Annotated in this window: 27 protein-coding genes; 13 read left to right on the top strand and 14 right to left on the bottom strand. The window is 62.7% G+C overall.

The genetic code is table 11. The features are described 5' to 3' along the window. The 4 genes from J4D52_RS23105 to rlmF form a co-directional block, all read left to right on the top strand. The coding region (locus J4D52_RS23105) for a DNA polymerase III subunit chi (protein WP_207272156.1) at positions 1-413 on the top strand (413 nt) is incomplete at its 5' end. Between the two features lie 7 nt (positions 414-420). Further along, a complete protein-coding gene (locus tag J4D52_RS23100; protein ID WP_063428503.1) occupies positions 421-876 on the top strand; it encodes a hypothetical protein in 456 nt (151 codons plus the stop codon). Positions 877-1093: 217 nt separating this feature from the next. Continuing rightward, positions 1094-3940 carry a valine--tRNA ligase gene (locus J4D52_RS23095; RefSeq protein ID WP_102677531.1) on the top strand — a complete coding sequence of 949 codons (2847 nt, stop codon included), beginning with the start codon at positions 1094-1096 and terminating at the stop codon, positions 3938-3940. Positions 3941-4157: 217 nt separating this feature from the next. After that, a complete protein-coding gene (gene rlmF / locus J4D52_RS23090; protein ID WP_102677532.1) occupies positions 4158-5183 on the top strand; it encodes a 23S rRNA (adenine(1618)-N(6))-methyltransferase RlmF in 1026 nt (341 codons plus the stop codon). A 101-nt stretch (positions 5184-5284) separates the two neighbouring features. On the opposite strand, the gene J4D52_RS23085 is transcribed toward rlmF, so the two are convergent. Then, positions 5285-5566 (bottom strand): HU family DNA-binding protein, encoded by a 282-nt coding sequence (locus J4D52_RS23085; protein ID WP_007932138.1) that lies wholly within the window; start codon positions 5564-5566, stop codon positions 5285-5287. Between the two features lie 395 nt (positions 5567-5961). Here J4D52_RS23085 and yejK point away from each other — a divergent pair, with 395 nt between their 5' ends. Both yejK and J4D52_RS23075 read left to right on the top strand, forming a co-directional pair. Then, positions 5962-6966 (top strand): nucleoid-associated protein YejK, encoded by a 1005-nt coding sequence (gene yejK, locus J4D52_RS23080; protein ID WP_063428498.1) that lies wholly within the window; start codon positions 5962-5964, stop codon positions 6964-6966. Next, entirely contained in the window at positions 6966-7319 is a 354-nt protein-coding gene (locus J4D52_RS23075) for a glutaredoxin family protein (protein ID WP_009047116.1), read from the top strand. Before yejK ends, J4D52_RS23075 begins: the two co-directional genes overlap by 1 nt. A gap of 60 nt (positions 7320-7379) precedes the next feature. Here J4D52_RS23075 and J4D52_RS23070 read toward each other — a convergent pair whose 3' ends face one another. The 5 genes from J4D52_RS23070 to J4D52_RS23050 all read right to left on the bottom strand — a co-directional run bounded on the left by J4D52_RS23070 (position 7380) and on the right by J4D52_RS23050 (position 11313). Then, positions 7380-8315 (bottom strand): glutathione S-transferase family protein, encoded by a 936-nt coding sequence (locus tag J4D52_RS23070; RefSeq protein ID WP_102677533.1) that lies wholly within the window; start codon positions 8313-8315, stop codon positions 7380-7382. A gap of 84 nt (positions 8316-8399) precedes the next feature. Continuing rightward, the gene (locus J4D52_RS23065; protein WP_102677534.1) at positions 8400-8723 is read right to left on the bottom strand and encodes a GIY-YIG nuclease family protein; all 324 of its coding nucleotides are present in this window, start codon (positions 8721-8723) and stop codon (positions 8400-8402) included. Positions 8724-8774: 51 nt separating this feature from the next. Continuing rightward, complete coding sequence (locus tag J4D52_RS23060) at positions 8775-9245, bottom strand: nuclear transport factor 2 family protein (RefSeq protein WP_063428494.1); 471 nt, start codon at positions 9243-9245, stop codon at positions 8775-8777. A gap of 99 nt (positions 9246-9344) precedes the next feature. Then, positions 9345-10664: a CynX/NimT family MFS transporter gene (locus J4D52_RS23055; protein ID WP_063428492.1), complete on the bottom strand. Its 1320-nt coding sequence runs from the start codon at positions 10662-10664 to the stop codon at positions 9345-9347. Next, positions 10654-11313: a FadR/GntR family transcriptional regulator gene (locus tag J4D52_RS23050; RefSeq protein ID WP_063428491.1), complete on the bottom strand. Its 660-nt coding sequence runs from the start codon at positions 11311-11313 to the stop codon at positions 10654-10656. Before J4D52_RS23050 ends, J4D52_RS23055 begins: the two co-directional genes overlap by 11 nt. Positions 11314-11477: 164 nt before the next feature. Between J4D52_RS23050 and J4D52_RS23045 the strand changes: the two genes are divergently transcribed. Continuing rightward, complete coding sequence (locus J4D52_RS23045; protein WP_009042289.1) at positions 11478-11789, top strand: type II toxin-antitoxin system MqsR family toxin; 312 nt, start codon at positions 11478-11480, stop codon at positions 11787-11789. Continuing rightward, the gene (locus J4D52_RS23040; RefSeq protein ID WP_102677535.1) at positions 11786-12262 is read left to right on the top strand and encodes a type II toxin-antitoxin system MqsA family antitoxin; all 477 of its coding nucleotides are present in this window, start codon (positions 11786-11788) and stop codon (positions 12260-12262) included. Before J4D52_RS23045 ends, J4D52_RS23040 begins: the two co-directional genes overlap by 4 nt. A gap of 60 nt (positions 12263-12322) precedes the next feature. On the opposite strand, the gene J4D52_RS23035 is transcribed toward J4D52_RS23040, so the two are convergent. From J4D52_RS23035 to J4D52_RS23020, 4 genes are all read right to left on the bottom strand, one after another. Continuing rightward, complete coding sequence (locus J4D52_RS23035; RefSeq protein WP_009047107.1) at positions 12323-13087, bottom strand: amino acid ABC transporter ATP-binding protein; 765 nt, start codon at positions 13085-13087, stop codon at positions 12323-12325. 10 nt (positions 13088-13097) lie between these two features. Next, positions 13098-14195 (bottom strand): amino acid ABC transporter permease, encoded by a 1098-nt coding sequence (locus tag J4D52_RS23030; RefSeq protein ID WP_025806521.1) that lies wholly within the window; start codon positions 14193-14195, stop codon positions 13098-13100. Positions 14196-14205: 10 nt separating this feature from the next. Further along, the gene (locus J4D52_RS23025; RefSeq protein WP_063428486.1) at positions 14206-15387 is read right to left on the bottom strand and encodes an amino acid ABC transporter permease; all 1182 of its coding nucleotides are present in this window, start codon (positions 15385-15387) and stop codon (positions 14206-14208) included. Between the two features lie 65 nt (positions 15388-15452). Continuing rightward, positions 15453-16481, bottom strand: a complete 1029-nt coding sequence (locus tag J4D52_RS23020; RefSeq protein WP_025806519.1) for an amino acid ABC transporter substrate-binding protein — start codon at positions 16479-16481, stop codon at positions 15453-15455. Between the two features lie 468 nt (positions 16482-16949). Between J4D52_RS23020 and J4D52_RS23015 the strand changes: the two genes are divergently transcribed. The 5 genes from J4D52_RS23015 to J4D52_RS22995 all read left to right on the top strand — a co-directional run bounded on the left by J4D52_RS23015 (position 16950) and on the right by J4D52_RS22995 (position 22264). Further along, entirely contained in the window at positions 16950-17606 is a 657-nt protein-coding gene (locus tag J4D52_RS23015) for an alpha/beta hydrolase (RefSeq protein ID WP_053277550.1), read from the top strand. 95 nt (positions 17607-17701) lie between these two features. After that, entirely contained in the window at positions 17702-19192 is a 1491-nt protein-coding gene (gene rhlB, locus J4D52_RS23010; protein WP_102677536.1) for an ATP-dependent RNA helicase RhlB, read from the top strand. A gap of 138 nt (positions 19193-19330) precedes the next feature. Beyond that, positions 19331-20305, top strand: coding sequence for an ornithine cyclodeaminase family protein (locus J4D52_RS23005; protein ID WP_102677537.1), 975 nt, complete (start codon positions 19331-19333; stop codon positions 20303-20305). A 118-nt stretch (positions 20306-20423) separates the two neighbouring features. Further along, complete coding sequence (locus J4D52_RS23000; protein ID WP_102677538.1) at positions 20424-21551, top strand: FAD-binding oxidoreductase; 1128 nt, start codon at positions 20424-20426, stop codon at positions 21549-21551. Positions 21552-21637: 86 nt separating this feature from the next. Beyond that, on the top strand, positions 21638-22264 hold the full coding sequence (locus J4D52_RS22995; RefSeq protein ID WP_053277546.1) for a transcriptional regulator: 627 nt from the start codon (positions 21638-21640) through the stop codon (positions 22262-22264). A 110-nt stretch (positions 22265-22374) separates the two neighbouring features. Here the strand turns inward: J4D52_RS22995 and J4D52_RS22990 are convergent, their stop codons facing one another. From J4D52_RS22990 to moaC, 4 genes are all read right to left on the bottom strand, one after another. Further along, positions 22375-23151 (bottom strand): ABC transporter substrate-binding protein, encoded by a 777-nt coding sequence (locus J4D52_RS22990; RefSeq protein ID WP_102677539.1) that lies wholly within the window; start codon positions 23149-23151, stop codon positions 22375-22377. A 309-nt stretch (positions 23152-23460) separates the two neighbouring features. Further along, positions 23461-23913, bottom strand: coding sequence for a molybdopterin synthase catalytic subunit MoaE (gene moaE / locus J4D52_RS22985; protein WP_102677540.1), 453 nt, complete (start codon positions 23911-23913; stop codon positions 23461-23463). A gap of 1 nt (position 23914) precedes the next feature. Continuing rightward, positions 23915-24157 (bottom strand): molybdopterin converting factor subunit 1, encoded by a 243-nt coding sequence (gene moaD / locus J4D52_RS22980; RefSeq protein WP_007932097.1) that lies wholly within the window; start codon positions 24155-24157, stop codon positions 23915-23917. After that, positions 24154-24627, bottom strand: coding sequence for a cyclic pyranopterin monophosphate synthase MoaC (gene moaC / locus J4D52_RS22975; RefSeq protein WP_009047097.1), 474 nt, complete (start codon positions 24625-24627; stop codon positions 24154-24156). The genes moaD and moaC overlap by 4 nt, the downstream gene beginning before the upstream one ends. Positions 24628-24815 lie beyond the last annotated feature (188 nt).

The following is a 24815-nucleotide window of genomic DNA, read 5'->3' as shown; positions in this document are numbered from 1 at the left end:
TCTACATCCTTCCCAGCGCGGATCCTTCGGCGCGCCTGGACTTCGCCTGCAAGCTCACCGACAAGGCCTGGCGCATGGGGCACCGCATCTACCTGCATTGCAGCGACGCGGCCCAGCGCGATGAGCTCGATGCCCGGTTGTGGCGCTTCAAGGGCGAAACCTTCGTGCCTCACGGTCCCGCCGAAAGCGAACCGGATGGCCTGATCGTTCTCGGTCTGGGCGACGACCCCGGCGAGCACCATGACCTGCTGGTCAACCTGGACCTGAAAGTCCCGGCATTTGCCCAGCGTTTTGCCCGCATCGCCGAAGTGGTGGTGGAAGACCCGACTATCCGCCAGGCTGCTCGCGAGAGTTTCCGTTTCTACCGCGAACAGGGCTATCCTCTGCAAGATCACCGTTTACAGCGACTCTGAGCCATCGATGGACACTCCCAAACCGCTGCAAAAGTCCGCGCACCTGCTGGATGACCTCGAGTCCATCCGCCAACTGCTCGGCGATGACGACCTGCAACCTCCGCTGCTGACCGAAACCGTCGACGGCGAAGTACAGATTCCACTGCTGTTCGATATGGTCGGCGGCAAGCCTGCCGTCGAAACCCTCGAAGAGGCGCCGGCAGAACCACAACCGGCCCCCGCTCCAGTGGTCGAACCGCAACCTGCTCCCGTAGTGGCCGCTCCAGCCCCTGCACCGGCACCGAAACCAGCGCCAGCGCCCAAGAGCCAGGATGCCCTGCTGCACCTGGACAGCGAACTGCGCGCCGCCGCGCAACTGATCATGCAAGACGTGATCGACGACTTCGCCCCGCACATCGAAACCGAGATCAAGCGCCGCCTCGACGCGCGAATGGATCGCCTGCTGAGCCAGTACGAGGCCTGATCCCCCGTTTATTCATCGGACAAACCTCGCAGCTACAGGTCACCCGCCATCTGTAGGAGCGAGGCTTGTCCGCGATAACGCCCTGGCGCCAAGCAAAAATCCCCGTTCATCGAGCACTTTTCGCCCTCCCGCCGTCAGCCCGCTCTACGCGCATCGGCTCATCCCCGCTATACTTCCCGGCTTTTCCTGAATAAATGCCAATAGGGTCCCGCCGCGCATGGATAAGACCTACCAGCCGCACGCCATTGAAACTTCCTGGTACCAGACCTGGGAGTCAGAGAATTACTTCGCCCCGCAAGGCGCGGGCGACTCGTACACCATCATGATTCCGCCACCGAACGTCACTGGCAGCCTGCACATGGGCCATGGCTTCAACAACGCGATCATGGACGCCTTGATCCGCTTCCGCCGCATGCAGGGCCGCAACACCCTGTGGCAGCCGGGTACCGACCACGCCGGTATCGCCACCCAGATGCTGGTGGAGCGTCAGATCGAAGCCCAGGGCCAGAATCGTCACGATCTGGGCCGGGAAAAATTCCTCGAGAAAGTCTGGGAGTGGAAGGATCAGTCCGGCGGTAACATCAGCCGTCAGATCCGCCGCCTGGGCTCGTCCGTGGACTGGAGCCGCGAGCGCTTCACCATGGACGACGGTCTTTCCGAAGCCGTTAAAGAAGCCTTCGTGCGCCTGCACGAAGACGGCCTGATCTACCGCGGCAAGCGTCTGGTCAACTGGGACACCAAGCTGCACACCGCGATCTCCGACCTCGAAGTGGAAAACCACGACGAAAAAGGCTCGCTGTGGAACCTGCGCTACCCGCTGGCCGACGGCGCCAAGACCGCTGAAGGCCTGGACTACCTGATCGTCGCCACCACTCGCCCGGAAACCATGCTCGGCGACTCCGCCGTGGCCGTTAACCCGGAAGACGAGCGTTACAAGGCGCTGATCGGCAAGTTCGTCGAACTGCCGCTGGTGGGTCGTCGCATCCCGATCATCGCCGACGACTACTGCGACCCTGAATTCGGCACCGGTTGCGTGAAGATCACCCCGGCCCACGACTTCAACGACTACGAAGTCGGCAAGCGTCACAACCTGCCGCTGCTGAACATCTTCGACAAGAATGCCGAAGTGCTGCCGGCCGCCCAGGTGTTCAACCTGGACGGCACGCTGAACGAAAGCATCGACGGCAAGATCCCGGCCGAATTCGCCGGTCTCAACCGTTTCCAGGCGCGCAAGGAAATCGTTGCCGCCTTCGACGCCGCCGGCCTGCTGGTCAGCGTCGACGACCATGCCCTGAAAGTGCCGAAAGGCGACCGCTCCGGCACCATCATCGAGCCGTGGCTGACCGACCAGTGGTACGTCTCCACCAAGCCCCTGGCCGAGCCGGCCATTGCCGCCGTGGAAGACGGCCGCATCGCCTTCGTGCCAAAACAGTACGAAAACATGTACTTCTCCTGGATGCGCGATATCCAGGACTGGTGCATCAGCCGCCAGCTGTGGTGGGGCCACCGCATCCCAGCCTGGTACGACGAGTCGGGCAAGGTCTATGTCGGCCGCGACGAAGCCGAAGTGCGCGCCAAGCACAACCTCGGGCCTGATGTCGCCCTGCAACAGGACAACGACGTCCTCGACACCTGGTTCAGTTCGGGCCTGTGGACCTTCTCCACCCTGGGCTGGCCGGAGCAGACCGAGTTCCTCAAGACCTTCCACCCGACCGACGTGCTGGTGACCGGTTTCGACATCATTTTCTTCTGGGTCGCCCGGATGATCATGCTCACCATGCACCTGGTGAAGAACGAAGACGGCACACCGCAGGTTCCGTTCAAGACCGTGTACGTACACGGCCTGGTACGCGACGGCCAGGGCCAGAAGATGTCCAAGTCCAAGGGCAACGTCCTGGACCCGCTGGACATCATCGACGGTATCGAGCTCGAAGCCCTGGTGCAGAAACGCACCACCGGCATGATGCAGCCACAACTGGCGAAGAAGATCGAGAAGCAGACCCGCCAGGAGTTCGCCGACGGTATCGCCAGCTACGGCACCGACGCCCTGCGCTTCACCTTCTGCTCGCTGGCGTCCACCGGCCGCGACATCAAGTTCGACATGGGCCGCGTCGAAGGCTATCGCAACTTCTGCAACAAGATCTGGAACGCCGCGCGCTACGTGCTGGACAAGGGCGAAGACTGCGGTCAGAACGGCGAAGCCTACGAGCTGTCGCTGGCCGATCGCTGGATCATCTCCCAGCTGCAACGCACCGAAGCCGAAGTGACCCGCCAGCTGGACCAGTTCCGCTTCGACCTGGCAGCCCAGGCGTTGTACGAGTTCATCTGGAACCAGTACTGCGACTGGTACCTGGAGCTGTCCAAGCCGGTACTGTGGGACGAAAACGCGCCGGTCGAGCGCCAGCGCGGCACCCGTCGCACCCTGGTGCGCGTGCTGGAAGTGGCGCTGCGCCTGGCCCACCCGTTCATGCCGTTCATCACCGAAGAAATCTGGCAGCGCCTGGCGCCGCTGGCCGGCATCCAGGGCAAGACCATCATGCTGCAACCCTGGCCGGTGGCCGTTGAAGCGCGCATCGACCAGGCCGCCGAAGACGACATCGAATGGCTCAAGGGCCTGATGCTCGGCACCCGTAACATCCGTGCCGAAATGAACATCGGCCCGGGCAAGCCACTGGCGTTGTTCCTGAAGAACGTCAGCGCCGAAGACCAGCGCCGCCTGAGCGAAAACGAGACCCTGCTGAAGAAGCTGGCCAAACTCGAATCGATCACCGTGCTGCAAGCCGGCGACGAAGCACCGCTGTCCGCCACCGCCCTGGTCGGCGAGATGGAAGTGCTGGTGCCGATGGCCGGCCTGATCGACAAGGGCGCCGAACTGGCGCGCCTGGACAAGGAAATCCAGCGCCTGCAAGGCGAAGTGCAGCGGGTCGGCGGCAAGCTGTCCAACGCCGCCTTCGTCGACAAGGCCCCGGCCGAAGTGATCGACAAGGAACGCGCCAAACTGGCCGAAGCCGAACAGGCTCTGGGCAAGCTGGCCGAGCAGCACGCACGGATCTCCAGCCTGTAACGGCGATTCGAGCGGTCATAAAAAGGGAGCCCTACAAGGGGCTCCCTTTTTTGTGCCCGACCGAAAAGCTTATGCCTCTGTAGGAGCGCAGCTTGCTGGCGATAAAGGATAACGCGGTGTGCCAGGGATAACGCCTCGCTCCTACAGAGGCCACGTCACCGAGGTAGATATGGGACAATGCCCGCCACTTTGAGCCATACCCGAACCGATTTCGCCCATGACCGCCCCCCGCCCTCCCAAAGCTCCGCGCAAAAAGCCTCAACCCGCTGCTCCGGCCAAGGCCGTCGCACCACGGGAAAAGGCCAGCCTGCACCCGCGCAATCGCCATCAAGGCCGCTATGACTTTCCACAGCTGATCAAGAGCACCCCGGAGCTGGGGGCTTTCGTGATCATCAATCCCTACGGCAAGGAGAGCATCGACTTCGCCAACCCGGCGGCGGTGCGGGTGTTCAACCGGGCATTGCTCAAGGAGTTCTACGGCATCGCCCATTGGGACATTCCAACCGACTTCCTCTGCCCTCCGGTACCCGGTCGCGCCGATTACGTGCACTTCCTAGCCGACCTGCTGGCCACGCATAACGAAGGTGTAATTCCCCGCGGCGCGGCAGTGCGGGTGCTGGACATCGGAGTCGGCGCCAACTGCATCTACCCGCTGATCGGCCACTCCGATTACCGCTGGCAGTTCCTCGGTTCCGACATCGACACCACCGCCCTCGCCGCCGCCAAGGCGATCGTCCAGGCCAACGGCCTGAACAAGGCCATCGGCCTGCGCCAGCAAGCCAACCGCAAGCAGATCCTGCTGGGGCTGCTGGAGAGCGACGAACGCTTCGACCTGACCCTGTGCAATCCGCCGTTCCATGCCTCTCTGGAGGAAGCCACGCGCGGCAGCCAGCGCAAATGGCGAGCCCTGGGCAAGGCCGATCCCAAGCGCAAGCTGCCGGTGCTGAACTTTGGCGGCCAGGCGGCGGAATTGTGGTGCGAAGGTGGCGAAGCGCGCTTCGTGACCCAACTGATCGGCGAAAGCGCCCAGGTGGCGCAACAGGTGTTGTGGTTCAGCACCCTGGTGTCGAAAGCCTCGAACCTGCCGGCGATTCAGGCCGCGCTGAAAAAGGCCGGGGCGCTGGAGAGCCAGGTGGTGGAGATGTCACAGGGGCAGAAACAGAGCCGCTTCGTCGCCTGGACCTTCAAGGACAAGGCACAGCAACAGGCCTGGCGCCAGGAGCGTTGGGTTCAGAAGGGATAGTACGAGGGGAAAAACGGTGATTTACCTTGCGTAAATCGTTGCGGCCTTAAAGCCTAAAAACCGTGCCCGGAAGTGTTCCGAGGCACGGTCTTACTGCAGTCTTACTTGTTGATCGAGTCGGTCAGGCCTTTAGCCACAACCAGCTTGATAACTTTCTTGGCAGCGATTTCGATGGCAGCGCCAGTCGATGGGTTACGGCCAGTACGGGCAGGACGCTCGGTCACTTTCAGTTTGCCGATACCTGGCAGAGTGATTTCGCCGCCATTTTCCAATTGATCAGCAACGATTTGGGCCAGTTGGTCCAGAGCGTTACGCGCGGTGGTTTTCGGCGCGTCGATAGCTTCAGCGATATCAGCGATCAGTTGGTCTTTAGTAATAGCCATTGTGGTGTTCCTTCCCTATCAAATTCATTTGGATTGCAGAGTGCAGTGTCAGCCATCGAGCCAGATCTTGTGGATCTGGCACCCCGGTCACAACCACGAAAGATCGGGGTTATAGATACCGAAATCAGGGTTTGGTTCGACCTGACAAATGCTGAATGCACGCTTAACGCCGAGACATCGCGTAAGACGGGGCAAAACTAGCACAGAGACGGGGAAATATCCGCCTCTACCTAGCCATTTGGTCAGCTTTATTGCTCTAAATCCGTAAAAAAATGCATAAGCTTGACCCAAGCCGCCTTCCACCCCCTTCAAACAGCGCCAAAACCAGCGGGTGCGGTACACTGGGCACTTTTTCGGGGAGCTACGCCCTCTCCCGCCAACCAGCCGAGAAGCCCATGCCGATCCGCCATTGCATCGTCCACCTGATCGACAAAAAACCCGACGGCACACCCGCAGTCCTGCACGCCCGCGATTCCGAACTGGCTGAATCCGCGGCCATCGAGAACATGCTCGCCGATCTCAACGAAAGCTATAACGCCAAACAGGGCAAAGCCTGGGGCCTGTTCCATCCGGAGTCCGGCGCGTTTCCCTTCAGCGGCTGGCTGAAGGAATACCTCGATGGCGGCCAGGACTTCACCGCCTTCAGCCGCGTCGCGGTCGAGCACCTGCAAAAGCTGATGGAAGAATCCAACCTGTCGGTCGGCGGCCACGTGCTGTTCGCCCACTACCAGCAAGGCATGACCGACTACCTGGCCATCGCCCTGCTGCACCACAGCGAAGGCGTGGCGGTGACCGACGAGCTGGACGTGACCCCATCCCGCCACCTGGACCTGGGCCAGCTGCACCTGGCCGCGCGGATCAACGTCTCCGAGTGGCAGAACAACAAGCAGTCGAAACAGTACATCTCGTTCATCAAGGGCAAGAACGGCAAGAAAGTCTCGGAGTACTTCCGCGACTTCATCGGCTGCCAGGAAGGCGTCGACGGCCCGGGCGAGACCCGTACCCTGCTCAAGGCGTTCAGCGACTTCGTCGAAAGCGAAGACCTGCCGGAAGACTCCGCCCGGGAAAAGACCAAGGCCCTGGTGGACTACGCCAGCAGCCAGGCCAAGCTCGGCGAACCCGTGGGCCTGGAAGAGCTCTCGGAGCTGATCGACGAGGACCGCCCCAAGGCGTTCTACGATCACATCCGCAACAAGGACTACGGCCTGTCGCCGGAGATCCCGGCGGACAAGCGCACCCTCAATCAGTTCCGCCGCTTCACCGGCCGTGCCGAAGGCCTGTCCATCAGCTTCGAGGCGCACCTGCTGGGCTCGAAGATCGAGTATGACGAAGAAGCCGGGACCCTGATCATCAAGGGCCTGCCGACCCAACTGACCGATCAGCTCAAGCGCCGCAACTGATGCTGCAGGGCGTGCTGAAGAAATTCCTGCTGATCCTGCTGGTGGTCGTGGCGTACCAGAATTGGGGCAAGATCGAGCGCCTGTTCAACCCCTCGCAGGCCGCCTCGGAGCAGGTCCGGGCCAATGCCCGGGTGGTGCTCTACGCCACCGACTGGTGCGGCTACTGCAAGGCCACCCGGCGCTTTCTCGATCAGAAGGGCATTGCCTTTCGCGAGTTCGATATCGAGAAAGATGCCGAGGCGCGCAAGGCCTATGAAGCCCTGGGCGGACGAGGGATTCCGATCCTCGATGTGAATGGCACGCTGATCCGAACCTACGACCCGGACCAGATCATGGCGGCGTTGCAGCGCTAAAACCTTTATCACGAGCCAGCTCACTTCTACAGCGAGCTGGCCCGCGATAAATTCTCAGCCTTACAGCGCCTCGATGCGGAACCCGAAACGCGGGAAGTGCACATGCACCAACCCACCGCGCGGGTCTTCGCGACGCAGGATCAACTCCTCGCGCCCGGCGAACAGCAACTCCCCCTCCACCGGATCGACGCCATAGTCGGTCGCCGCAATCCGCACCTGCTGGCCAGACTGGAAACCGTTCGGATCGATGAAGACTTCATCCGGCAAGGTTGCCGGAGTAGCCCTGCGCGCCGCTTCGAGCGCCTCCTCGGAGGTCATGGCACTCGAAGCGCCATGGCCGAAACCGAGCACCCGGGCCAGCCATGCCGCCACCGCCGGATAGGCGTCCACCAGCGGCACGGTCACCGGCGTGCCCTTGAGGAACCACAGGGGGTGGGCCATGGCGAAGTCGGCGATCGACGGATCGCCGAACAGGAAGTCGCCCTCCTCGCGCTGCAACTGCTGCTCCAGGCGCGCCATGAGCGTCGGCCATTGATGCTTGGCCAACTCCAGCGGCACCCGGGTGGAACTGCCGCCGCTGAACAGCCCGGCGCGGTCGGCCATGAAGGCCTTGACCGCTTCCGGCGGCAGATGGCCGAAACGCACGGCCGCCGACTCAGGCTGGAACACCAGGCTCACCGCATGCTGGAACACCACCGAGTCGGCCCAGGCCGCGAAGGTCGCGCTGACCATTTCCCGGCCTTCGGGAAACAGTGCCGGCGAGGCCTTTTCCTGCTCCAGCCGCCGGGCGATCAGCGCCGTGTCGCAATAGATGTCGGCGCCGACCTGCAACACCGGGGTCTTGCGGTAACCACCGGTGAGCGCGGTGAGATCGGGTTTGGGCATCACCGGCGAGATCTTCACTGAGCGCCAGGACAAGCCCTTGAAGCCGAGCAACAGCCGGGCTTTTTCCGCGAAAGGAGAGGTCGGGTAATGATGCAGAATCAACTCTGACATGCTGGGGTTCCACCGGATAAGTAGGAAGAATCAGCTTAGCGCGCAAACTCCTGACAGCCCACCGATCTGCCTGATGGCAACCTATCAGTCCGCTTGATAAGCCACGACGGCCGAGGCCACCAGGCATTCCTTGGCGCTTTTCCGGAGTTTCTTGATCAGCCGTTCCTGGCGCAGGGCTTCGCTCTTGTCGCGGCAGGCTTCGGTGTAGACCAGCGCGACGGCGGGGCTGGAGAGGAAGAAGCGTGCGCCCTTGCCGCTCTGGTGCTTGGCGAAACGCTTGACCGGGTCGTCGCTGATGCCGCAGTACAAGGCGCCGTTGGCGGCGCGCACCAGGTAGACAAACCAGGGTTTGCTCACCACGGGTACAGGCTCGGAGTCGCTGACGGGGGATTGGCTGGGGCGGGTCACGGTGATCGCGGCTTGTGGATAACAAGCCGCGATCTTACCAGAGGCAACGATTCAGCGGCCGGCCTGGAAGGCTTTCAGGCCTTTGCGGGCCTGGGCGCGCACGGCGTTTTTCAGCAGCGGGGTCCAGCCGAGGATCAGGCCCTTGGCACCCAGGGCCTGGCGGGCCCAGCGCCACATATTGAAATGATCGTGGTGCTCGCAGATCTTGCCATCACGGAACACGAAACGCGCCTGGATATCGTTGACCACGGTATTGCCGGTCTGGCTGAACAGGTAAGTCGCCACCCAGTGGGCTTCGCCGCTGCGCTCGTCGGCGCGGACCTTGTCGAAGGTCAGGGAGAAGTCCTTGGCCCGGGTGGTGAGCATGCGCCACATGTCGCCGGCATCGCGGCCGCGCAGTTCGCCGAACGCCGGATCACTGAACAGCACATCCTCGGTGTAGCAGGCGGCCATGGCCTCGGCATCCAGGCGCTGGAAGGCGCTATAGAACTCAGTGATCAAGGCGCGGTGGGCGTCACTCATGAAACAGGCTCCGACTCAGGGAAAGATGCCTGCACGATAGTCTGCAAACCCGGGAAACACTATCGGCATTCGCCGCGCAAATACCGACAGTGGGACGGATCAGATTTTTTCGCTTTCGACCTGCACATAGAGCGAACGCCCGGCGCCCAGGCCGGCGACTATGGCCCCCAGGCCGATCACCGCGAAAATCCAGCCCAGGGCGGTCCAGCCACCGGTCCAGTCATGCACCAGGCCGACCGCGAACGGGCCCATGGAGGCCAGGGTGTAGCCGATGCCCTGGGCCATGCTCGACAGGTTGGCGGCCACATGGGCGTCCTTCGAACGCAGGACGATCAGGGTCAGCGCCAGGCTGAAGGTGCCGCCCTGTCCCACGCCCAGCAGGATCGCCCAGCCCCACAGGCCGTCGATCGGGGCATACAGGCAGCCGAACAGGCCGCCCAGGGTGAGCAGCATCACCACCACGATCGCCAGGCGCTGGTCCTTGCCTCGCGTCGCCAGCCAGGGTGCGGCCAGCGAGCTGGCGAGCTGGACGATCACCGAGCCGGACAGCACCAGCCCGGCCTGGGTCGGGCTCAGGCCACGGCCGATCAGGATCGATGGCAGCCAACCGAACACGATGTAGGCCAGCGAGGATTGCAAACCCATGTACAGCGTCACTTGCCAGGCCAGCGGGTCGCGCAGCAAACCACGCACCCGATAGGCCACATGGTGCGCGCCCTGCCGCTTGCCGACCTGGGGCAGCCAGAACAGCGCCGCCGCCAGCGCCGGCAACGCCCAGAAGCCGAGGCCCAGCGCCCAGCTGCTATCGAAGTGCTGGCTCAAGGGCACGGTCGCCCCCGCGGCCATTGCCGCGCCCAGGCACAGGGCCATGGTGTAGACCCCGGTCATGGTGCCCGCGTGTTTGGCGAAGTCGCGCTTGACGATGCCCGGCAGCAACACCCCGATCACGCCGATGCTGGCGCCACCGAGGATGCTGCCGGCGAACAGCCCGACATCCCCCAGGGAACTGCGCAGGATAATCCCGCACGCCAGTGTCATCAGGATGCCGAGCACCACCCGCTCGGCACCGAAGCGCCGCGCCAGCACTGGAGCCAAGGGCGCGAACAGCCCCAGGCAGAGCACCGGCAAGGTGGTCAGCAGACCGGCCTGGGCCGCCGACAACCCGAGGCTGCGCGACACCTCGCTGAGCAGCGGCGCCATGCTCGACAGCGCCGGGCGCAGGTTCAGCGCCACCAGGATCAGCCCCAGCAGCAACAACCACGGGCGGCGTGGGGCCGGGTGGCTCTGCTGGACCTCGGCATCGTCGGCTTCGGCGTCGATCAGCAGCTCTTCGAGCTCAGCCTCGCGCCGAGGGACAGCAATAGGTGGCGGGTTATTGGCCTGGTGGCTGGACATGGTGCTCTCGGTCTCAAGGTTCATTGATCAGTTGCCGGGAAATGGCCTTGGCCCGCTCCGGGTCGCGCTGTTCGACGGCATCCAGCAGGTCGATGTGCAGATCGAACACGGCCTGGCGCCGGGGATGGATACTCAGGGTCTGGCGCAGTTGCGCGCCGACCACGCTGGAGAAATAGCGGTACAGCTCGCTGAGGGTGGGGTTATGCGCGGCGTCCACCAGGCGTCCGTGAAACACCAGGTCGCAGGCGATATAGCTCTCCAGATCACCGTGATAGTGATCGCCGCTGAGGGCCAGGGCTTCGCGCAACGCCAGCAGGTCCTGGTCGGTACGCCGCAGAGCCGCCAGGCCGATGGCCTCCGTCTCGATGATCTGCCGGGTTTCGCGCGCCTGCTCCAGGGAGCACTGGGACAGGGCCTTGAGGGTGTCCAGCGGATCGACCACCGCGCGCAGGTAGCTGCCGTCGCCCTGGCGAATCTCCACCAGGCCGGAAAACGCCAGGACCCGCATGGCCTCCCGCACGGTATTGCGGCTGATGCCCAACTCCGCCGCCAGCTCCGGCTCGGTCGGCAGGCGCTGGCCGATGCCCCATGCACCGTCATTGATGCGCTGGCGCAACTGTTCCAGGGCCTGATCGACCAGGGAGCGTTTAATCAAAGGAGAAATTTCTGTCATGTGCTGTCGCCTTTTCATCCAATCATCGGATGAATTTTTTTGGCATATTAGTCAGCTTCGCGTGGGTGAACAACAAAGCCGATGCACGCAGGTAGCAAGCGGAAAGGAAATCCGATTGCCAGAAAAACCCTTTAAGGGTAATTTATCTCGACTCCAGGTGTCTTATGGAAAAGCACACACCTCATTACGACCTGTCGGTGATCAAGGCTGATGTCGCCCGGCTAGGGGCAGCCGCCTTTACCCGAACCGCCCTGGTCAGCGGCCGGCACCTCGGCCTGACTTGCCGGGACATGCAGCAGGTAATTGCCGGGCTGCAGGGGAAAATGCTCTACAAGTCGATGACCAGCTATCTCGATCATCGAATCTGGCAGGACGTGTATTACACCCACATCGATTCCGTGGAGCTGTACATCAAAGTCACTTACCGCCCCGGCGGCGGTCCCCCAGTGATCTCCTTCAAGGAGAAACACCCATGAAACAAAGACAATGCGTCAGTTGCGGTGCCCCGGCCGGCATGCAGCCGTTCAACAATCGTAGCGAGCTGATCGATTACAAGCACCTGCTGCGGCAGGTCGACGGCCTGGATGGCTGGGAGTGCCAGGCCTGTGGGGAAATCGAATTCGACGCGACCAGCGCCGAACGTTACGCCAACGCCGGCGATCAGTTGCTGGAGGACTGCCGGCAGTTCATGGCCAGCGAGATGAAACGCATCCGCCGCAAGCTGCACCTTTCGCAGAAAGATGCGGTGAGGCTGCTCTCCGGCGGCGGGCATAACGCCTTCTCCCGCTACGAACGCGGCGAGGTCGCCCCGCCCCAGCCGCTGTTCATGCTGATGCGCCTGCTCGATCGTCATCCCGAACTGATGGCCGAGGTGCATGCCCTCAGCGCGCAGCAGGCCCCACCGGCGACCGACAACGAGCCGCAGCAGCCGCGCCTCGCGACTTCATGAACGCCGGGCAAAAATAAACCCGGCGCCAGGCCGGGTTCATTTTCCAAGCCAATGCCTGGATCAGTGCAGGATCTGGCTCAGGAACAGCTTGGTCCGCTCGTTCTGCGGGTTGTCGAAGAAGTCGTTAGGCGCCGCCTGCTCGACGATTTCGCCCTTGTCCATGAAGATCACCCGGTTGGCCACGGTACGGGCGAAGCCCATTTCGTGGGTCACGCAGAGCATGGTCATGCCGTCTTCGGCCAGGCCGATCATGGTGTCCAGCACCTCTTTCACCATCTCCGGGTCGAGGGCCGACGTCGGTTCGTCGAACAGCATGATCTTCGGCTTCATGCACAGCGCCCGGGCAATCGCCACACGCTGCTGCTGACCGCCGGAGAGCTGGCCCGGGTACTTGTTCGCCTGCTCCGGAATGCGCACGCGCTCCAGGTAATGCATGGCGATTTCCTCGGCCTTGCGCTTGGGCATCTTGCGTACCCACATCGGCGCCAGGGTGCAGTTCTGCAGAATGGTCAGGTGCGGGAACAGGTTGAAGTGCTGGAACACCATGCCGACTTCACGACGGATCGCCTCGATCTGCTTGAGGTCGTTGGTCAGCTCCACGCCATCGACCACGATGCGGCCCTGCTGGTGTTCTTCCAGGCGGTTCAGGCAGCGGATGGTGGTGGACTTGCCCGAGCCCGAAGGCCCGCACAGGACGATACGCTCGCCCTGCTTGACGTTGAGGTTGATGTCCTTGAGCACGTGGAACTGGCCGTACCACTTGTTCACGCCCTGCATCTGAATAATGCCTTCAGGGCCCACAGGCTTTTTGATCGCTTCACTCATGGAGATACTCCTAACGCTTGTGGCCTGTGTCCAACTTACGCTCCAGATGCATGGAGTAGCGGGACATACCAAAACAGAAAATCCAGAACACCAGGGCCGCGAAGACATAACCTTCGGTGGCCATACCCAGCCATTTCGGGTCGGCGGCGGCTTGTTTCACGCTGTTGAGCAGGTCGAACAGGCCGATGATGATCACCAGGCTGGTGTCCTTGAACAGGGCGATGAAGGTGTTGACGATGCCGGGAATCACTAGCTTCAAGGCTTGCGGCAAGATCACCAGGCCCATGCTGCGCCAGTAGCCCAGGCCCATGGCCGCGGCCGCTTCGTACTGCCCCTTGGGAATCGCTTGCAGGCCGCCGCGCACCACTTCGGCGATGTAGGCCGACTGGAACAGGATCACCCCGATCAGCGCCCGCAGCAGCTTGTCGAAGTTCATGCCTTCGGGCAGGAACAACGGCAGCATCACCGAAGACATGAACAGCACGGTGATCAGCGGCACGCCGCGCCAGAACTCGATGAAGGTCACGCAGACCACACGAATCGCCGGCATGTTCGAGCGTCGTCCCAATGCCAGCACGATGCCCAGCGGCAAGGCGCCGACGATGCCGACAGTGGCGATCACCAGGGTCAGCATCAGGCCGCCCCATTGACTGGTCGCCACGTTGCTCAGGCCGAAATAGCCACCGTGCAGCAGGCTGTAGGCCATGATCGGGTACAGCACCAGGAAGCTCAGGCCATAGATGGCCTTGTGCGGAACCCGGGCGATGAACAAGGGCGCCACGCCGATCACTGCCAGCCACACGGTCAGGTCCACGCGCCAGCGCAGGTCCACCGGGTAGTAGCCGTACATGAACTGGCCGAAGCGCTGCTGGATGAACACCCAGCAGGCGCCTTCCTTGGTGCAGTCGGCACGGGTGGTGCCCACCCAGTTGGCGTCGAAAATCGCCCAGCTGAGGATCGGCGGCACCACCAGGTAGATCAGGTAGAAGGCAAACAGGGTCAGCAGGGTGTTGATCCAGCTGGAGAACATGTGTTCCCGCATCCACGCCACTATCCCGATGCTGCTGTGAGGGGGTGGCATGTCGGGTTTGAAAGTATGAGTGCTCATGCGCGTTTCCTCACCGCTCGATCAGCGCAATGCGCTTGTTGTACCAGTTCATCAGCAGGGAAATGCTGATACTGATCGCCAGGTACACGCTCATGGTGATGGCAATGACTTCGATGGCCTGGCCGGTCTGGTTGAGCACGGTACCGGCGAACAGCGAAACCATTTCCGGGTAACCGATACCGGCCGCCAGGGACGAGTTCTTCGCCAGGTTCAGGTATTGGCTGGTCAGCGGCGGAATGATCACTCGCAAGGCTTGCGGGATGATCACCTTGCGCAGGGTCGGACCGTTGCGCAGGCCGAGGGAACGGGCCGCCTCGGTCTGGCCATGGCTCACCGACTTGATCCCCGAACGCACGATCTCGGCGATGAACGCCGCGGTGTAGACGGTCAGGGCCAGGGTCAGGGCCAGCAGTTCCGGGATCAGCACCCAGCCACCGACGAAGTTGAAGCCCTTGAGCTCCGGCATTTCCCAATGCAGCGGGGCGCCGAAAATCAGCGTGCACAGCGCCGGGATCACCAGGAACAGCGCCAGGCCGACCCAGAACTTGTGGAACGGCACGCCGGTGTCTTCGAAGCGCTTGTTGGCCCAGCGGCACATCAGCACGATGGCGACAATCGCCACCACTAGGCTGATCACGAACGCCCAGAAGCCGTCGGCCACCAGGGCCGCCGGCATGTTCAGGCCACGGCTGCTGACGAAGAAGGTGTCACCGAAGTTGTGGCTGTTGCGCGGCCCCGGCATGGTCAGGAACACCGCGAAATACCAGAACAGGATCTGCAGCAGCGGCGGAATGTTGCGGAACACTTCCACATACACGGTCGCCAGTTTGCTGATGATCCAGTTCTGCGACAGGCGCGCCACACCGATGATGAAACCGAGGATGGTCGCCAGGATCACGCCGATGAAGGTTACCAGCAGGGTGTTGAGCAGGCCGATCACGAACACCCGGGCATAGCTGTCCGCTTCGGTGTAGGAGATCAGGTGCTGAGCGATGCCGAAGCCGGCGCTGCGCTCGAGGAAGTCGAAACCGGAAGTAATCCCCCGGTGCGCAAGGTTGGTTTGAGTGTTGTTGAACAGGAACCAGCCCAGCGAGATCACCGCGACAATCGTGACGATCTGGAATAACCACGCACGCACTCGTGGATCGCTGAGACTGAGCCTCTGCTTTGGTGCGCCGATTGAATTTTGCATGAAGTGCCCCAGGAATAATGGAACAGAACATCACCCGGTGGTTGGCCCACCGGGTGATAGAACCATCAGCGCACAGGTGGTGCGTATTGAATGCCGCCGTTGTTCCACAGCGCATTCAGGCCGCGGTCGATGGCCAGTGGAGTGCTCTTGCCGAGGTTCTTCTCGAACACTTCACCGTAGTTGCCGACTTGCTTGACGATCTGTACTACCCAGTCCTTGCGCAGTTTCAGGTCCTTGCCGTATTCACCGTCGGCGCCCAGCAGACGAGCGACGTCCGGGTTCTTGGTGGACTTGGCTTCGGCCTCGACGTTTTTCGAGGTGATGCCGGCCTCTTCGGCATTGAGCATGGCGAACAGGGTCCACTTGACGATGCTGAACCACTCTTCGTCGCCTTTACGCACCACCGGGCCCAGGGGCTCCTTGGAGATGGTTTCCGGCAGCACGACGTAGTCGGTCGGGGTTGCCAGCTTGCTGCGCTGTGCGTAGAGCTGGGACTTGTCGGAGGTCAGCACGTCGCAACGGCCGGATTCCAGCGACTTGGCGCTTTCATCGGAGGTGTCGAAGGTGATCGGGGTGTATTTCAGGCCGTTGCCACGGAAGTAGTCGGACACGTTCAGCTCGGTGGTGGTACCGGCCTGAATGCAGATGGTCGCGCCGTCCAGTTCCTTGGCGCTCTTCACGCCCAGCTTGTTGTTCACCAAAAAGCCGATGCCGTCGTAGTAGGTCACGCCGGCGAACACCAGGCCCATGCCCGAATCGCGGGAGCTGGTCCAGGTGGTGTTGCGCGACAGTACGTCGATCTCGCCCGATTGCAGCGCGGTGAAACGCTCCTTGGCATTCAACTGGCTGAATTTCACTTTGGTCGCGTCGCCGAATACCGCGGCGGCCACGGCGCGGCAGACATCGGCGTCGATGCCGAGGATCTTGCCGGTGGCGTCCGGTACCGAGAAGCCCGGCAGACCGTCGCTCACACCGCACTGCACGAAGCCTTTCTTCTGCACGGCATCCAGGGTCGCACCCGCCTGTGCGAAGCCGCTCATGCCCAGTACCGCGGCGGCCGTGACGACAGCCAGGGTGGATTTCAACATCTTCATTCAAACCTCCAGTTTTGCTCTTGTTGTGTCGGAGCTTGAGTCCTGCCGCACCCTTATGAGGCGCTGTTGACCCGTGTTGGCTTTTTATGGGGTCAAGCGGCGTAGGACTTTAGCTATGAGTCTAGTAGGAGAAAATCCATTTAAGAGAAAAACCCATACTCACCAAGCGACCGAACGGGCTGTAGCCCTTGCATGTTCGCGAAGCCCGTAGCGGCCACTGGCGAACGTCCATCATCGGATCTTTGCTATCCCACACCCGCCAGTAGCCTGATAGTGTTACCGGCAGGGTGAACGCAATCACTTCACGCAACGGCTATAGCAAAGCCCGTACCAGAGTGCCGGCTAAAGCGGTTCCGGCAGGGGTCAAGAGCAAAACTTGCAGCCTTGCGACATCTTCTTCACTGATCAACCGACCGCGCACCTCGATCACGCACCGCTTGGGCGCGTGCGCACATATTTGGAGCAACCATGACCGAGCCCTTGATTCTTCAGCCCAGCAAGCCCGTCGACGCCTGTGTGATCTGGCTTCATGGCCTGGGCGCCGACCGCTACGACTTCCTGCCGGTGGCCGAAGCACTGCAGGAAAGCCTGCTGACCACCCGCTTCGTCCTGCCCCAGGCACCGACCCGCGCCGTGACCATCAATGGCGGTTATGCCATGCCCAGTTGGTACGACATTCTGGCCATGAGCCCGGCGCGCGCGATCAACCGCGAACAGCTGGAGGAGTCGGCAAAACGCCTGAGCGACCTGATCGAAGAACAGCGCGCCAGCGGAATAGACCCTTCGCGGATTTTCCTCGCCGGTTTTTCCCAGGGTGGCGCGGTCGTCCTGCACACCGCCTTCCTTAAATGGCAGGGTCCGCTGGGTGGCGTACTTGCCCTCTCCACCTATGCCCCGACCTTCAGCGATGAACTCGAACTCTCGGCCAGCCAGCAGCGGATTCCGACCTTGTGCCTGCACGGCCAGTACGACGAAGTGGTGCAGAACTCCATGGGCCGCACTGCCTACGAGTACCTGAAACACCATGGTGTCACCGCGACATGGCATGAATACCCAATGGGGCACGAAGTGTTACCCGAAGAAATTCGCGATATCGGCGCCTGGCTCGGCGAGCGTTTGCGCTGAATCGATAAGTTCGGTAGCCCGTTGAGCAATCCACTACGCCGCGCCCGATTCTTGCATTACACTGCCCGGCGTACATTCCTTAACCAATTGATGAGATGACCGTGCTCAAAGCACTCAAGAAAATCTTCGGTAAAAGCGAGGCTGAGCAGCTCGCGCCAGGCTCCAGCCCATCTTCCTCCAGCCCCAGCAGCCGTACCGACGGCCATCAGCCGGAACGGACCGCGCCTGCCCCCGTGGCCAAGCAAGAGCCGGTGACCCCAGCCGCCCCGACGGCCCAGACCCCGCCGCGCAGCGACAAGCCCAAGGCCGAACAGCCGCGCCGCCCACGTGCACCGAAACCACCGGTGAGCACCTGGAAACTGGAAGACTTCGTCGTCGAACCGCAGGAAGGCAAGACCCGCTTCCACGACTTCAAACTCGCGCCGGAACTGATGCACGCGATCCACGACCTGGGTTTCCCCTACTGCACGCCGATCCAGGCGCAGGTACTGGGTTTCACCCTGGCCGGCAAAGACGCCATCGGCCGCGCCCAGACCGGTACCGGCAAGACCGCCGCGTTCCTGATCTCGATCATCACCCAGCTGCTGCAGACCCCGCCGCCGAAAGAGCGCTACATGGGCGAGCCGCGGGCGCTGATCATCGCGCCGACCCGCGAACTGGTGGTGCAGATCGCCAAGGATGCGGCCAGCCTGACCAAATACACCGGCCTCAATGTGATGACCTTTGTCGGCGGCATGGACTTCGACAAACAGCTCAAGCACCTCGAAGCCCGCCATTGCGACATCCTGGTCGCCACCCCGGGCCGCCTGCTGGACTTCAACCAGCGCGGCGACGTGCACCTGGACATGGTCGAAGTGATGGTGCTGGACGAAGCCGACCGCATGCTCGACATGGGCTTCATCCCCCAGGTACGCCAGATCATTCGCCAGACCCCGCCGAAAAGCGAACGCCAGACCCTGCTGTTCTCCGCCACCTTCACCGACGACGTGATGAACCTGGCCAAGCAGTGGACCACCGACCCGGCCATCGTCGAGATCGAAGCCGAGAACGTGGCCAACGCCAATGTCGAACAGCACATCTACGCGGTGGCCGGCGCCGACAAGTACAAACTGCTGTACAACCTGGTCAACGACAACGGCTGGGAACGGGTCATGGTCTTCGCCAACCGCAAGGATGAAGTACGGCGCATCGAAGAACGCCTGGTACGCGACGGCGTGAACGCCGCCCAGTTGTCCGGCGACGTGCCTCAGCACAAGCGCATCAAGACCCTGGAAGGCTTCCGCGAAGGCAAGATCCGCGTGCTGGTGGCCACCGATGTCGCCGGTCGCGGCATCCACATCGACGGCATCAGCCACGTGATCAACTTCACCCTGCCGGAAGTGCCGGACGACTACGTCCACCGTATCGGCCGTACCGGCCGGGCTGGCGCCGACGGAGTGTCCATCAGCTTCGCCGGCGAGGACGACTCCTATCAGTTGCCGTCGATCGAGGCGCTGCTGGGCCGCAAGATCAGCTGCGAAATGCCGCCGACCGAGCTGCTGCGCCCTGTGGAGCGCAAGAACGCCCGAAAGCCTGATCGCGAGTGAAGGATGGGGGTTCCAATGGAACCTTCCGAACGAAAAACGCAGCCCGACCACAGGCTGCGTTTTTTTTCGCCTGGATATTGCCCGCAAGAACTAAAAGTCCATAATGGACAAATTAGTTTATCTCTTGGGAGCACCCGCATGTCCAGCACGCCTTCCGTGATTACCCAGCCTCAAGCTCGCCAGTTGCTGGCGCAGGTAGACGTCCCGCAGATCCTGCGCAAGCTGTTCCACGACCTGGCCGCCGGGCTTGCCGTGCAGCCGGCGCAGCAACTGGTGGAGTTTCCCCAGGGCGCCGGAGACTTCATCAACTACCTGGGCGTGCTGGCCGAAGACCGGGTCTACGGGGTCAAGACCTCGCCCTATATCGTCCGCGCCGAAGGCCCGCTGGTCACCGCCTGGACCCTGCTGATGTCGATGGACAGCGGCCAGCCGCTGCTGCTCTGTGACGCTGGCGAACTGACCACCGCGCGCACCGCGGCCACCACCGCCGTGGCCGTCGATGCCCTGGCGCCGGCCTCTGCCCAGCACCTGGCGATCATCGGCAGCGGCCCCGTGGCCCAGGCGCACCTGCATTACGTGAAAGCCCTGCGCGAGTGGCAGTCCATCCGCCTGTACTCCCCTGGCCTGGCCGGCAAATCCGCCGAGGACATCGCGCGCCTGAAGGCCCTCGACCCACGCCTGCAGATCGTCAGCCAGCTCGATGATGCCCTGCAGGACGCCGACGTCATCATGCTCTGCACCTCCTCCGCCGCCCCGGTGATCGACCCGCGAACCTTGCACAAGCCGGCGCTGATCACCTCCATCAGCACCAACGCACCACGGGCCCATGAAGTGCCGCCCACCGCGCTGAAGGACATGCAGGTGTATTGCGACTATCGTCAGACCACCCCCGGCTCGGCCGGCGAGATGCTGATCGCCGGCGAACGGCATGGCTGGGACAAGGCCGAGATTCTCGGCGACCTGCCCGAACTGCTCAGCGACCTGGCCCAACGACCGGAGCCGGGGCGCCACGTGTTCTTCCGCTCCATCGGCCTGGGCCTGGAAGACATTGCCCTGGCCAATGCGCTGTACCGCTTGCAGTGCACTCACTCAATACCAATGGAACATCTGTAGCAGCGAAGCTTGCTCGCGATAGACAGCCTCGAGCGAACCACCGTGACAGGCTCAAGATCGATCGCGGGCAAGCCTCGCTCCTGCAGAAGCGCGTTATCCCCTTTTTACGGAGGCTCGAATGACCCAGGCAGACTTCATCATCATCGGCGGCGGCATCGCCGGGGCATCCACCGGCTACTGGCTGTCGCGCCATGGCCGGGTGCTGGTGCTGGAACGCGAATCGCACCCGGCCTACCACTCCACCGGGCGCTCCGCGGCGCTCTATACCGCAGCCTATGGCACGCCCCAGGTGCGCGCCCTGACCCTGGCCAGCCGGGACTTTTTCGATGCCCCGCCGGAAGGTTTCTGCGAACACCCGCTGCTGAGCCCACGCGGCGAAATGACCGTGGACTTCACCGGCGACCCCGCCGAGCTGAACAACCAGTACCTGAGCGCCAAGGCCACGGTGCCGGAGATGCAACTGCTGAGCGCCGACGAAGCCTGCGCGCGCCTGCCGATCCTGCGCCGCGAGAAAGTCCACGGCGCCCTCTACGACCCGAGTGCCAGCGACATCGACACCGACGCCCTGCACCAGGGTTACCTGCGCGGTATCCGGCGCAACCAGGGCGAGGTGCGTACCGACTGTGAGGTGCTGGGGCTGAGCCGCGACGAGCAGGGCCAATGGCAAGTACGGACCGCCGGCCAAACCTTCAGCGCGCCGATCCTGATCAACGCCGCCGGGGCCTGGGCCGACCAGGTCGGCGTCATGGCCGGCGCCCGGCCCCTGGGTCTGCAGCCGAAACGCCGCGCGGCCTTTATCTTCGCCGGGCCCGAAGGTGTCGATATCCATCACTGGCCGATGCTGGTGAGCCTGGACGAATCCTTCTACATGAAGCCCGACGCCGGCATGTTCCTCGGCTCGCCGGCCAACGCCGACCCGGTAGAGCCCCATGACGTACAGCCGGAAGAGCTGGACATCGCCATGGGCATCTACCAGATCGAAGAAGCCACCACCCTGAGCATTCGCCGCCCGACCCGTACCTGGGCCGGCCTGCGCAGCTTCGTCAGCGATGGCGACCTGCTGGCCGGCTTCGACACAAAGGTACCGGGCCTGTTCTGGGTCGCCGCACAGGGCGGCTACGGCATCCAGACCTCGCCGGCCATGGGCCAGGCCAGCGCGGCCCTGGTGCGTGGCGAAGCCTTGCCCGAGCAACTGGCACGCTTTGGCCTGGACGCCGCCATGCTCTCTCCTGCCCGCCTCGGCTGACCCGTTCAGGTGACGCGCCCCAACGATTGCGGCACACTCGCAGCGCCCTGCCTTGCAGGGCGCTGACACCGCCTGGAGAACCACCCATGACCTCACCCGCGCAGGACCCTGCCCTGGACAACTTCCGGGCGATCGCCGACGCCATCGCCACGCTGTTCTTCCCCCATGCCGAGGTGGTGCTCCACGACCTGCGCACGCAGAAGATCGACTACATCGCCAACAACATCTCCAAGCGCGAGGTGGGCGACGATGCGGCCCTGGACGACATGCTCGGCGAGGACAGCAACGAGCGGAATATCGGCCCCTATGAAAAGCTCAACTGGGACGGCCAGAAGATCCGCAGCCTCAGCAGCGTGCTGCGCGACAGCAACGGTCAGCCGCTGGCGGTGCTGTGCATCAACCTGAATATTTCGCTGTTCGAGAATGCCAAGGCAGCGCTGGACCTGTTCCTCTCGCCGAGCAAACTGATCCCGCAACCGGACTCGCTGTTTCGCGATGACTGGCAGGAGCGTATCAACACCTTCCTGCACAACTGGCTGCGCGAACGGCAGCTGGGCCTGAACCTGCTGACCCGCGAACACAAGCGCGAACTGGTGCTGGCGCTGCACGCCGAAGGCGCGTTCAAGGGTAAAAGCGCTGCCAACTATGTGGCCAACGTGCTGAACATGGGGCGGGCGACGGTGTACAAGCACCTGAAGGAATTGAAGGGCTGACCGCCCCCTGAAAAGCATCGCGGGCAAGTCGGATCGCCGCCCGCTCGCTCCGACAAAACGGTAGGAGCGAGGCTTGCCCGCGATGGCGTCCTCACGGACGCCACACGGCATCAGTCGCCGTAGATGTCGGACTTGAAGTACTTCTCGGAAATCTTCTGATATTCACCACTGGCGCGAATGCCATCGATGGCGGCATTCAACTGGCTGACCAGCTCGGCATTGCCCTTGCGCACCGCAATCCCCGCACCCTCACCCACGTATTTCGGGTCCTTCAGCTCCGGCCCGACAAACGCATAGCCCTTGCCGCGCGGCATCGACAGAAAGTCATTCAACGGAATGGTGTCGGCGAAAATCGCATCGAGGCGCCCGGCCGCCAGGTCCATGTAGATCTCTTCGTTGTTGCTGTAGCGCTTGACGTTGATGCCCTTGGGCTCGAACACCTCGGTGGCGTAGCGGTCGGTGGTGGTCGCCCGTTGCACACCGACATTCTTGCCCTTGAGGCTGACGTACTGGTCATCGACCGTCGCACCTTCCTTCATCACCAGGCGCGAAGAAGTGAAGTAGTACTTGTGGGTGAAGTCGACCGACTTCTTGCGGTCTTCGTTGATGGTCATCGACGACAGCGCCATGTCGATCTTCTTCACTTTCAACGAAGGAATCAGGCCGTCGAATTCACCCTCGACCCATACGCACTTGACCTGCATCTGCGCGCACAAGGCATTGCCGATGTCGTAGTCGAAACCGACGATCTCACCTTTGTCGGTTTTCGAGGCGAACGGCGGATAAGCCGCCTCGATGCCAATGCGCAGGGTTTTCTCGGCGGCGAACAGGCTGCTGCACGCCAACAGGCTAAGGACCAGGCCACTGATGAGGGGGAGTTTCTTCATATTCGTTCTCTCGCGGGTTGTTGTTGGTTTGGCAAGACAGAAGAAAGGAGTGAAACGGTGAAGCCTTGTTTTGTACTTGTAAATCCATACTGGACTTTTACGTATATTTCGTCAACGGAGCGGACGCGCTTCATCCCGCCTTTGGTCGAGAGGCAGAAATGGGAAAAAGCAGGGAAATGGAGGGTGTAGCTGAGGGCCCTATCGCGGGCAAGCCTCGCTCCTACGGTCAGCACCGTCCGTAGGAGCGGCCGGTCGACGCTCGATTGCTCGCGATGGCGGACTTGCGGTCAATACAGAGGGATCAGGCCGTCATTCTTTCCAGCGATCCGCCGCCGCATGATCGCTGTCGCGCCCTTCCACCCAGCGCGGGCCGTCGACGGTGGTTTCCTTCTTCCAGAACGGCGCGCGGGTCTTCAGGTAGTCCATGACAAAGGCACAGGCATCGAATGCCGCCTGGCGGTGGGCGCTGGCGGCACCGACGAAGACGATCGGCTCGCCCGGCTCCAGCGCACCGATGCGATGCAGCACCTCCAGCTTGAGCAGCGGCCATCGTTGTTCGGCCTCGGCGGCGATCTTGCCCAGGGCCTTCTCGGTCATGCCCGGGTAATGCTCGAGAAACATCCCCGCCACATCCAGGCCGTCGTTGAAATCCCGCACGTAGCCGACAAAGCTCACCACCGCGCCGACGCCGACATTCGCCGCATGCATCGCGTTGACTTCCGCCCCCGGATCGAAGGCGCCCGATTGCACGCGAATCGCCATATCAGCCCCCGGTCACGGTAGGAAAAAACGCCACTTCGTCGCCGTCGCTCACCGGCTCGTCGAGCTGGCAGAGGTCTTCGTTGCGGGCGCACATCAGGTTCTGCTCGCTGAGCACCTCGGCGCCCTCACGCTGGGCCAACAGCGCGCGCACATCGTCGACCGTGGCGAAATCGCCGGCGACCCGCAGCGAATCCACGCCCAGCGCCTCGCGGTAGCGGGCGAAAAACTTCACGGTCAGGTTCATTGCTCGTCCGCCTGGTAATGGCCGCTCTTGCCGCCTAGTTTCTCCAGCAGGCGTACGCCTTCGATGGTCATGCCGCGGTCCACGGCCTTGCACATGTCATAGATGGTCAGGGCGGCGACGCTGGCGGCGGTCAGGGCTTCCATTTCCACCCCGGTCTGCCCGGCCAGTTTGCAGCGGGCAACGATGCGCACGCTGTCCTCGCCTTCGGCGCTGAGCTCGACCTTGACGCTGGTGAGCATCAGCGGATGGCACAAGGGAATCAGATCGCTGGTCTTTTTCGCCGCCTGGATGCCGGCGATACGCGCCACGGCGAACACATCACCCTTGGGGTGACCGCCGCTGACGATCATTTGCAGGGTTTGCGGGAGCATGCGCACCCGGGCTTCGGCCGTGGCTTCGCGGGACGTCACGGCTTTGTCGGTGACGTCGACCATATTGGCGCGACCTTGGGAATCGAGATGAGTCAGCACAGCCTTACTCCTGATCAGGAAAGGCGATTGTAAACCCGAGGGTCAATTTTCCGCACGCCTGATTATCCGCGTGCCCCCGATCCCATAGGAGCGAGGCTTGCCCGCGATCCAGGCAACGCGGTGCAGCAGGACTAGCGCGGTGATGCCATCGCGGGCAAGCCTCGCTCCTACGGAAGACACGGGCATAA

The sequence above is a fragment of the Pseudomonas sp. GW460-12-10-14-TSB1 genome (genome assembly GCF_017349775.1).
Taxonomy (GTDB): Bacteria; Pseudomonadota; Gammaproteobacteria; order Pseudomonadales; family Pseudomonadaceae; genus Aquipseudomonas; species Aquipseudomonas piscium.
This window is presented reverse-complemented; position numbering and strand designations above follow the sequence as displayed.

Bases quoted from the DNA above. Each gene is read 5' to 3' on its own strand.
- J4D52_RS23100 (WP_063428503.1), top strand. From the start codon at position 421: ATGGACACTCCCAAACCGCTGCAAAAGTCCGCGCACCTGCTGGATGAC.
- J4D52_RS23095 (WP_102677531.1), top strand. From the start codon at position 1,094: ATGGATAAGACCTACCAGCCGCACGCCATTGAAACTTCCTGGTACCAG.
- rlmF (WP_102677532.1), top strand. From the start codon at position 4,158: ATGACCGCCCCCCGCCCTCCCAAAGCTCCGCGCAAAAAGCCTCAACCC.
- J4D52_RS23085 (WP_007932138.1), bottom strand. From the start codon at position 5,566: ATGGCTATTACTAAAGACCAACTGATCGCTGATATCGCTGAAGCTATC.
- yejK (WP_063428498.1), top strand. From the start codon at position 5,962: ATGCCGATCCGCCATTGCATCGTCCACCTGATCGACAAAAAACCCGAC.
- J4D52_RS23075 (WP_009047116.1), top strand. From the start codon at position 6,966: ATGCTGCAGGGCGTGCTGAAGAAATTCCTGCTGATCCTGCTGGTGGTC.
- J4D52_RS23070 (WP_102677533.1), bottom strand. From the start codon at position 8,315: ATGTCAGAGTTGATTCTGCATCATTACCCGACCTCTCCTTTCGCGGAA.
- J4D52_RS23060 (WP_063428494.1), bottom strand. From the start codon at position 9,245: ATGAGTGACGCCCACCGCGCCTTGATCACTGAGTTCTATAGCGCCTTC.
- J4D52_RS23055 (WP_063428492.1), bottom strand. From the start codon at position 10,664: ATGAACCTTGAGACCGAGAGCACCATGTCCAGCCACCAGGCCAATAAC.
- J4D52_RS23050 (WP_063428491.1), bottom strand. From the start codon at position 11,313: ATGACAGAAATTTCTCCTTTGATTAAACGCTCCCTGGTCGATCAGGCC.
- J4D52_RS23045 (WP_009042289.1), top strand. From the start codon at position 11,478: ATGGAAAAGCACACACCTCATTACGACCTGTCGGTGATCAAGGCTGAT.
- J4D52_RS23040 (WP_102677535.1), top strand. From the start codon at position 11,786: ATGAAACAAAGACAATGCGTCAGTTGCGGTGCCCCGGCCGGCATGCAG.
- J4D52_RS23035 (WP_009047107.1), bottom strand. From the start codon at position 13,087: ATGAGTGAAGCGATCAAAAAGCCTGTGGGCCCTGAAGGCATTATTCAG.
- J4D52_RS23030 (WP_025806521.1), bottom strand. From the start codon at position 14,195: ATGAGCACTCATACTTTCAAACCCGACATGCCACCCCCTCACAGCAGC.
- J4D52_RS23025 (WP_063428486.1), bottom strand. From the start codon at position 15,387: ATGCAAAATTCAATCGGCGCACCAAAGCAGAGGCTCAGTCTCAGCGAT.
- J4D52_RS23020 (WP_025806519.1), bottom strand. From the start codon at position 16,481: ATGAAGATGTTGAAATCCACCCTGGCTGTCGTCACGGCCGCCGCGGTA.
- J4D52_RS23015 (WP_053277550.1), top strand. From the start codon at position 16,950: ATGACCGAGCCCTTGATTCTTCAGCCCAGCAAGCCCGTCGACGCCTGT.
- rhlB (WP_102677536.1), top strand. From the start codon at position 17,702: ATGACCGTGCTCAAAGCACTCAAGAAAATCTTCGGTAAAAGCGAGGCT.
- J4D52_RS23005 (WP_102677537.1), top strand. From the start codon at position 19,331: ATGTCCAGCACGCCTTCCGTGATTACCCAGCCTCAAGCTCGCCAGTTG.
- J4D52_RS23000 (WP_102677538.1), top strand. From the start codon at position 20,424: ATGACCCAGGCAGACTTCATCATCATCGGCGGCGGCATCGCCGGGGCA.
- J4D52_RS22995 (WP_053277546.1), top strand. From the start codon at position 21,638: ATGACCTCACCCGCGCAGGACCCTGCCCTGGACAACTTCCGGGCGATC.
- J4D52_RS22990 (WP_102677539.1), bottom strand. From the start codon at position 23,151: ATGAAGAAACTCCCCCTCATCAGTGGCCTGGTCCTTAGCCTGTTGGCG.
- moaE (WP_102677540.1), bottom strand. From the start codon at position 23,913: ATGGCGATTCGCGTGCAATCGGGCGCCTTCGATCCGGGGGCGGAAGTC.
- moaD (WP_007932097.1), bottom strand. From the start codon at position 24,157: ATGAACCTGACCGTGAAGTTTTTCGCCCGCTACCGCGAGGCGCTGGGC.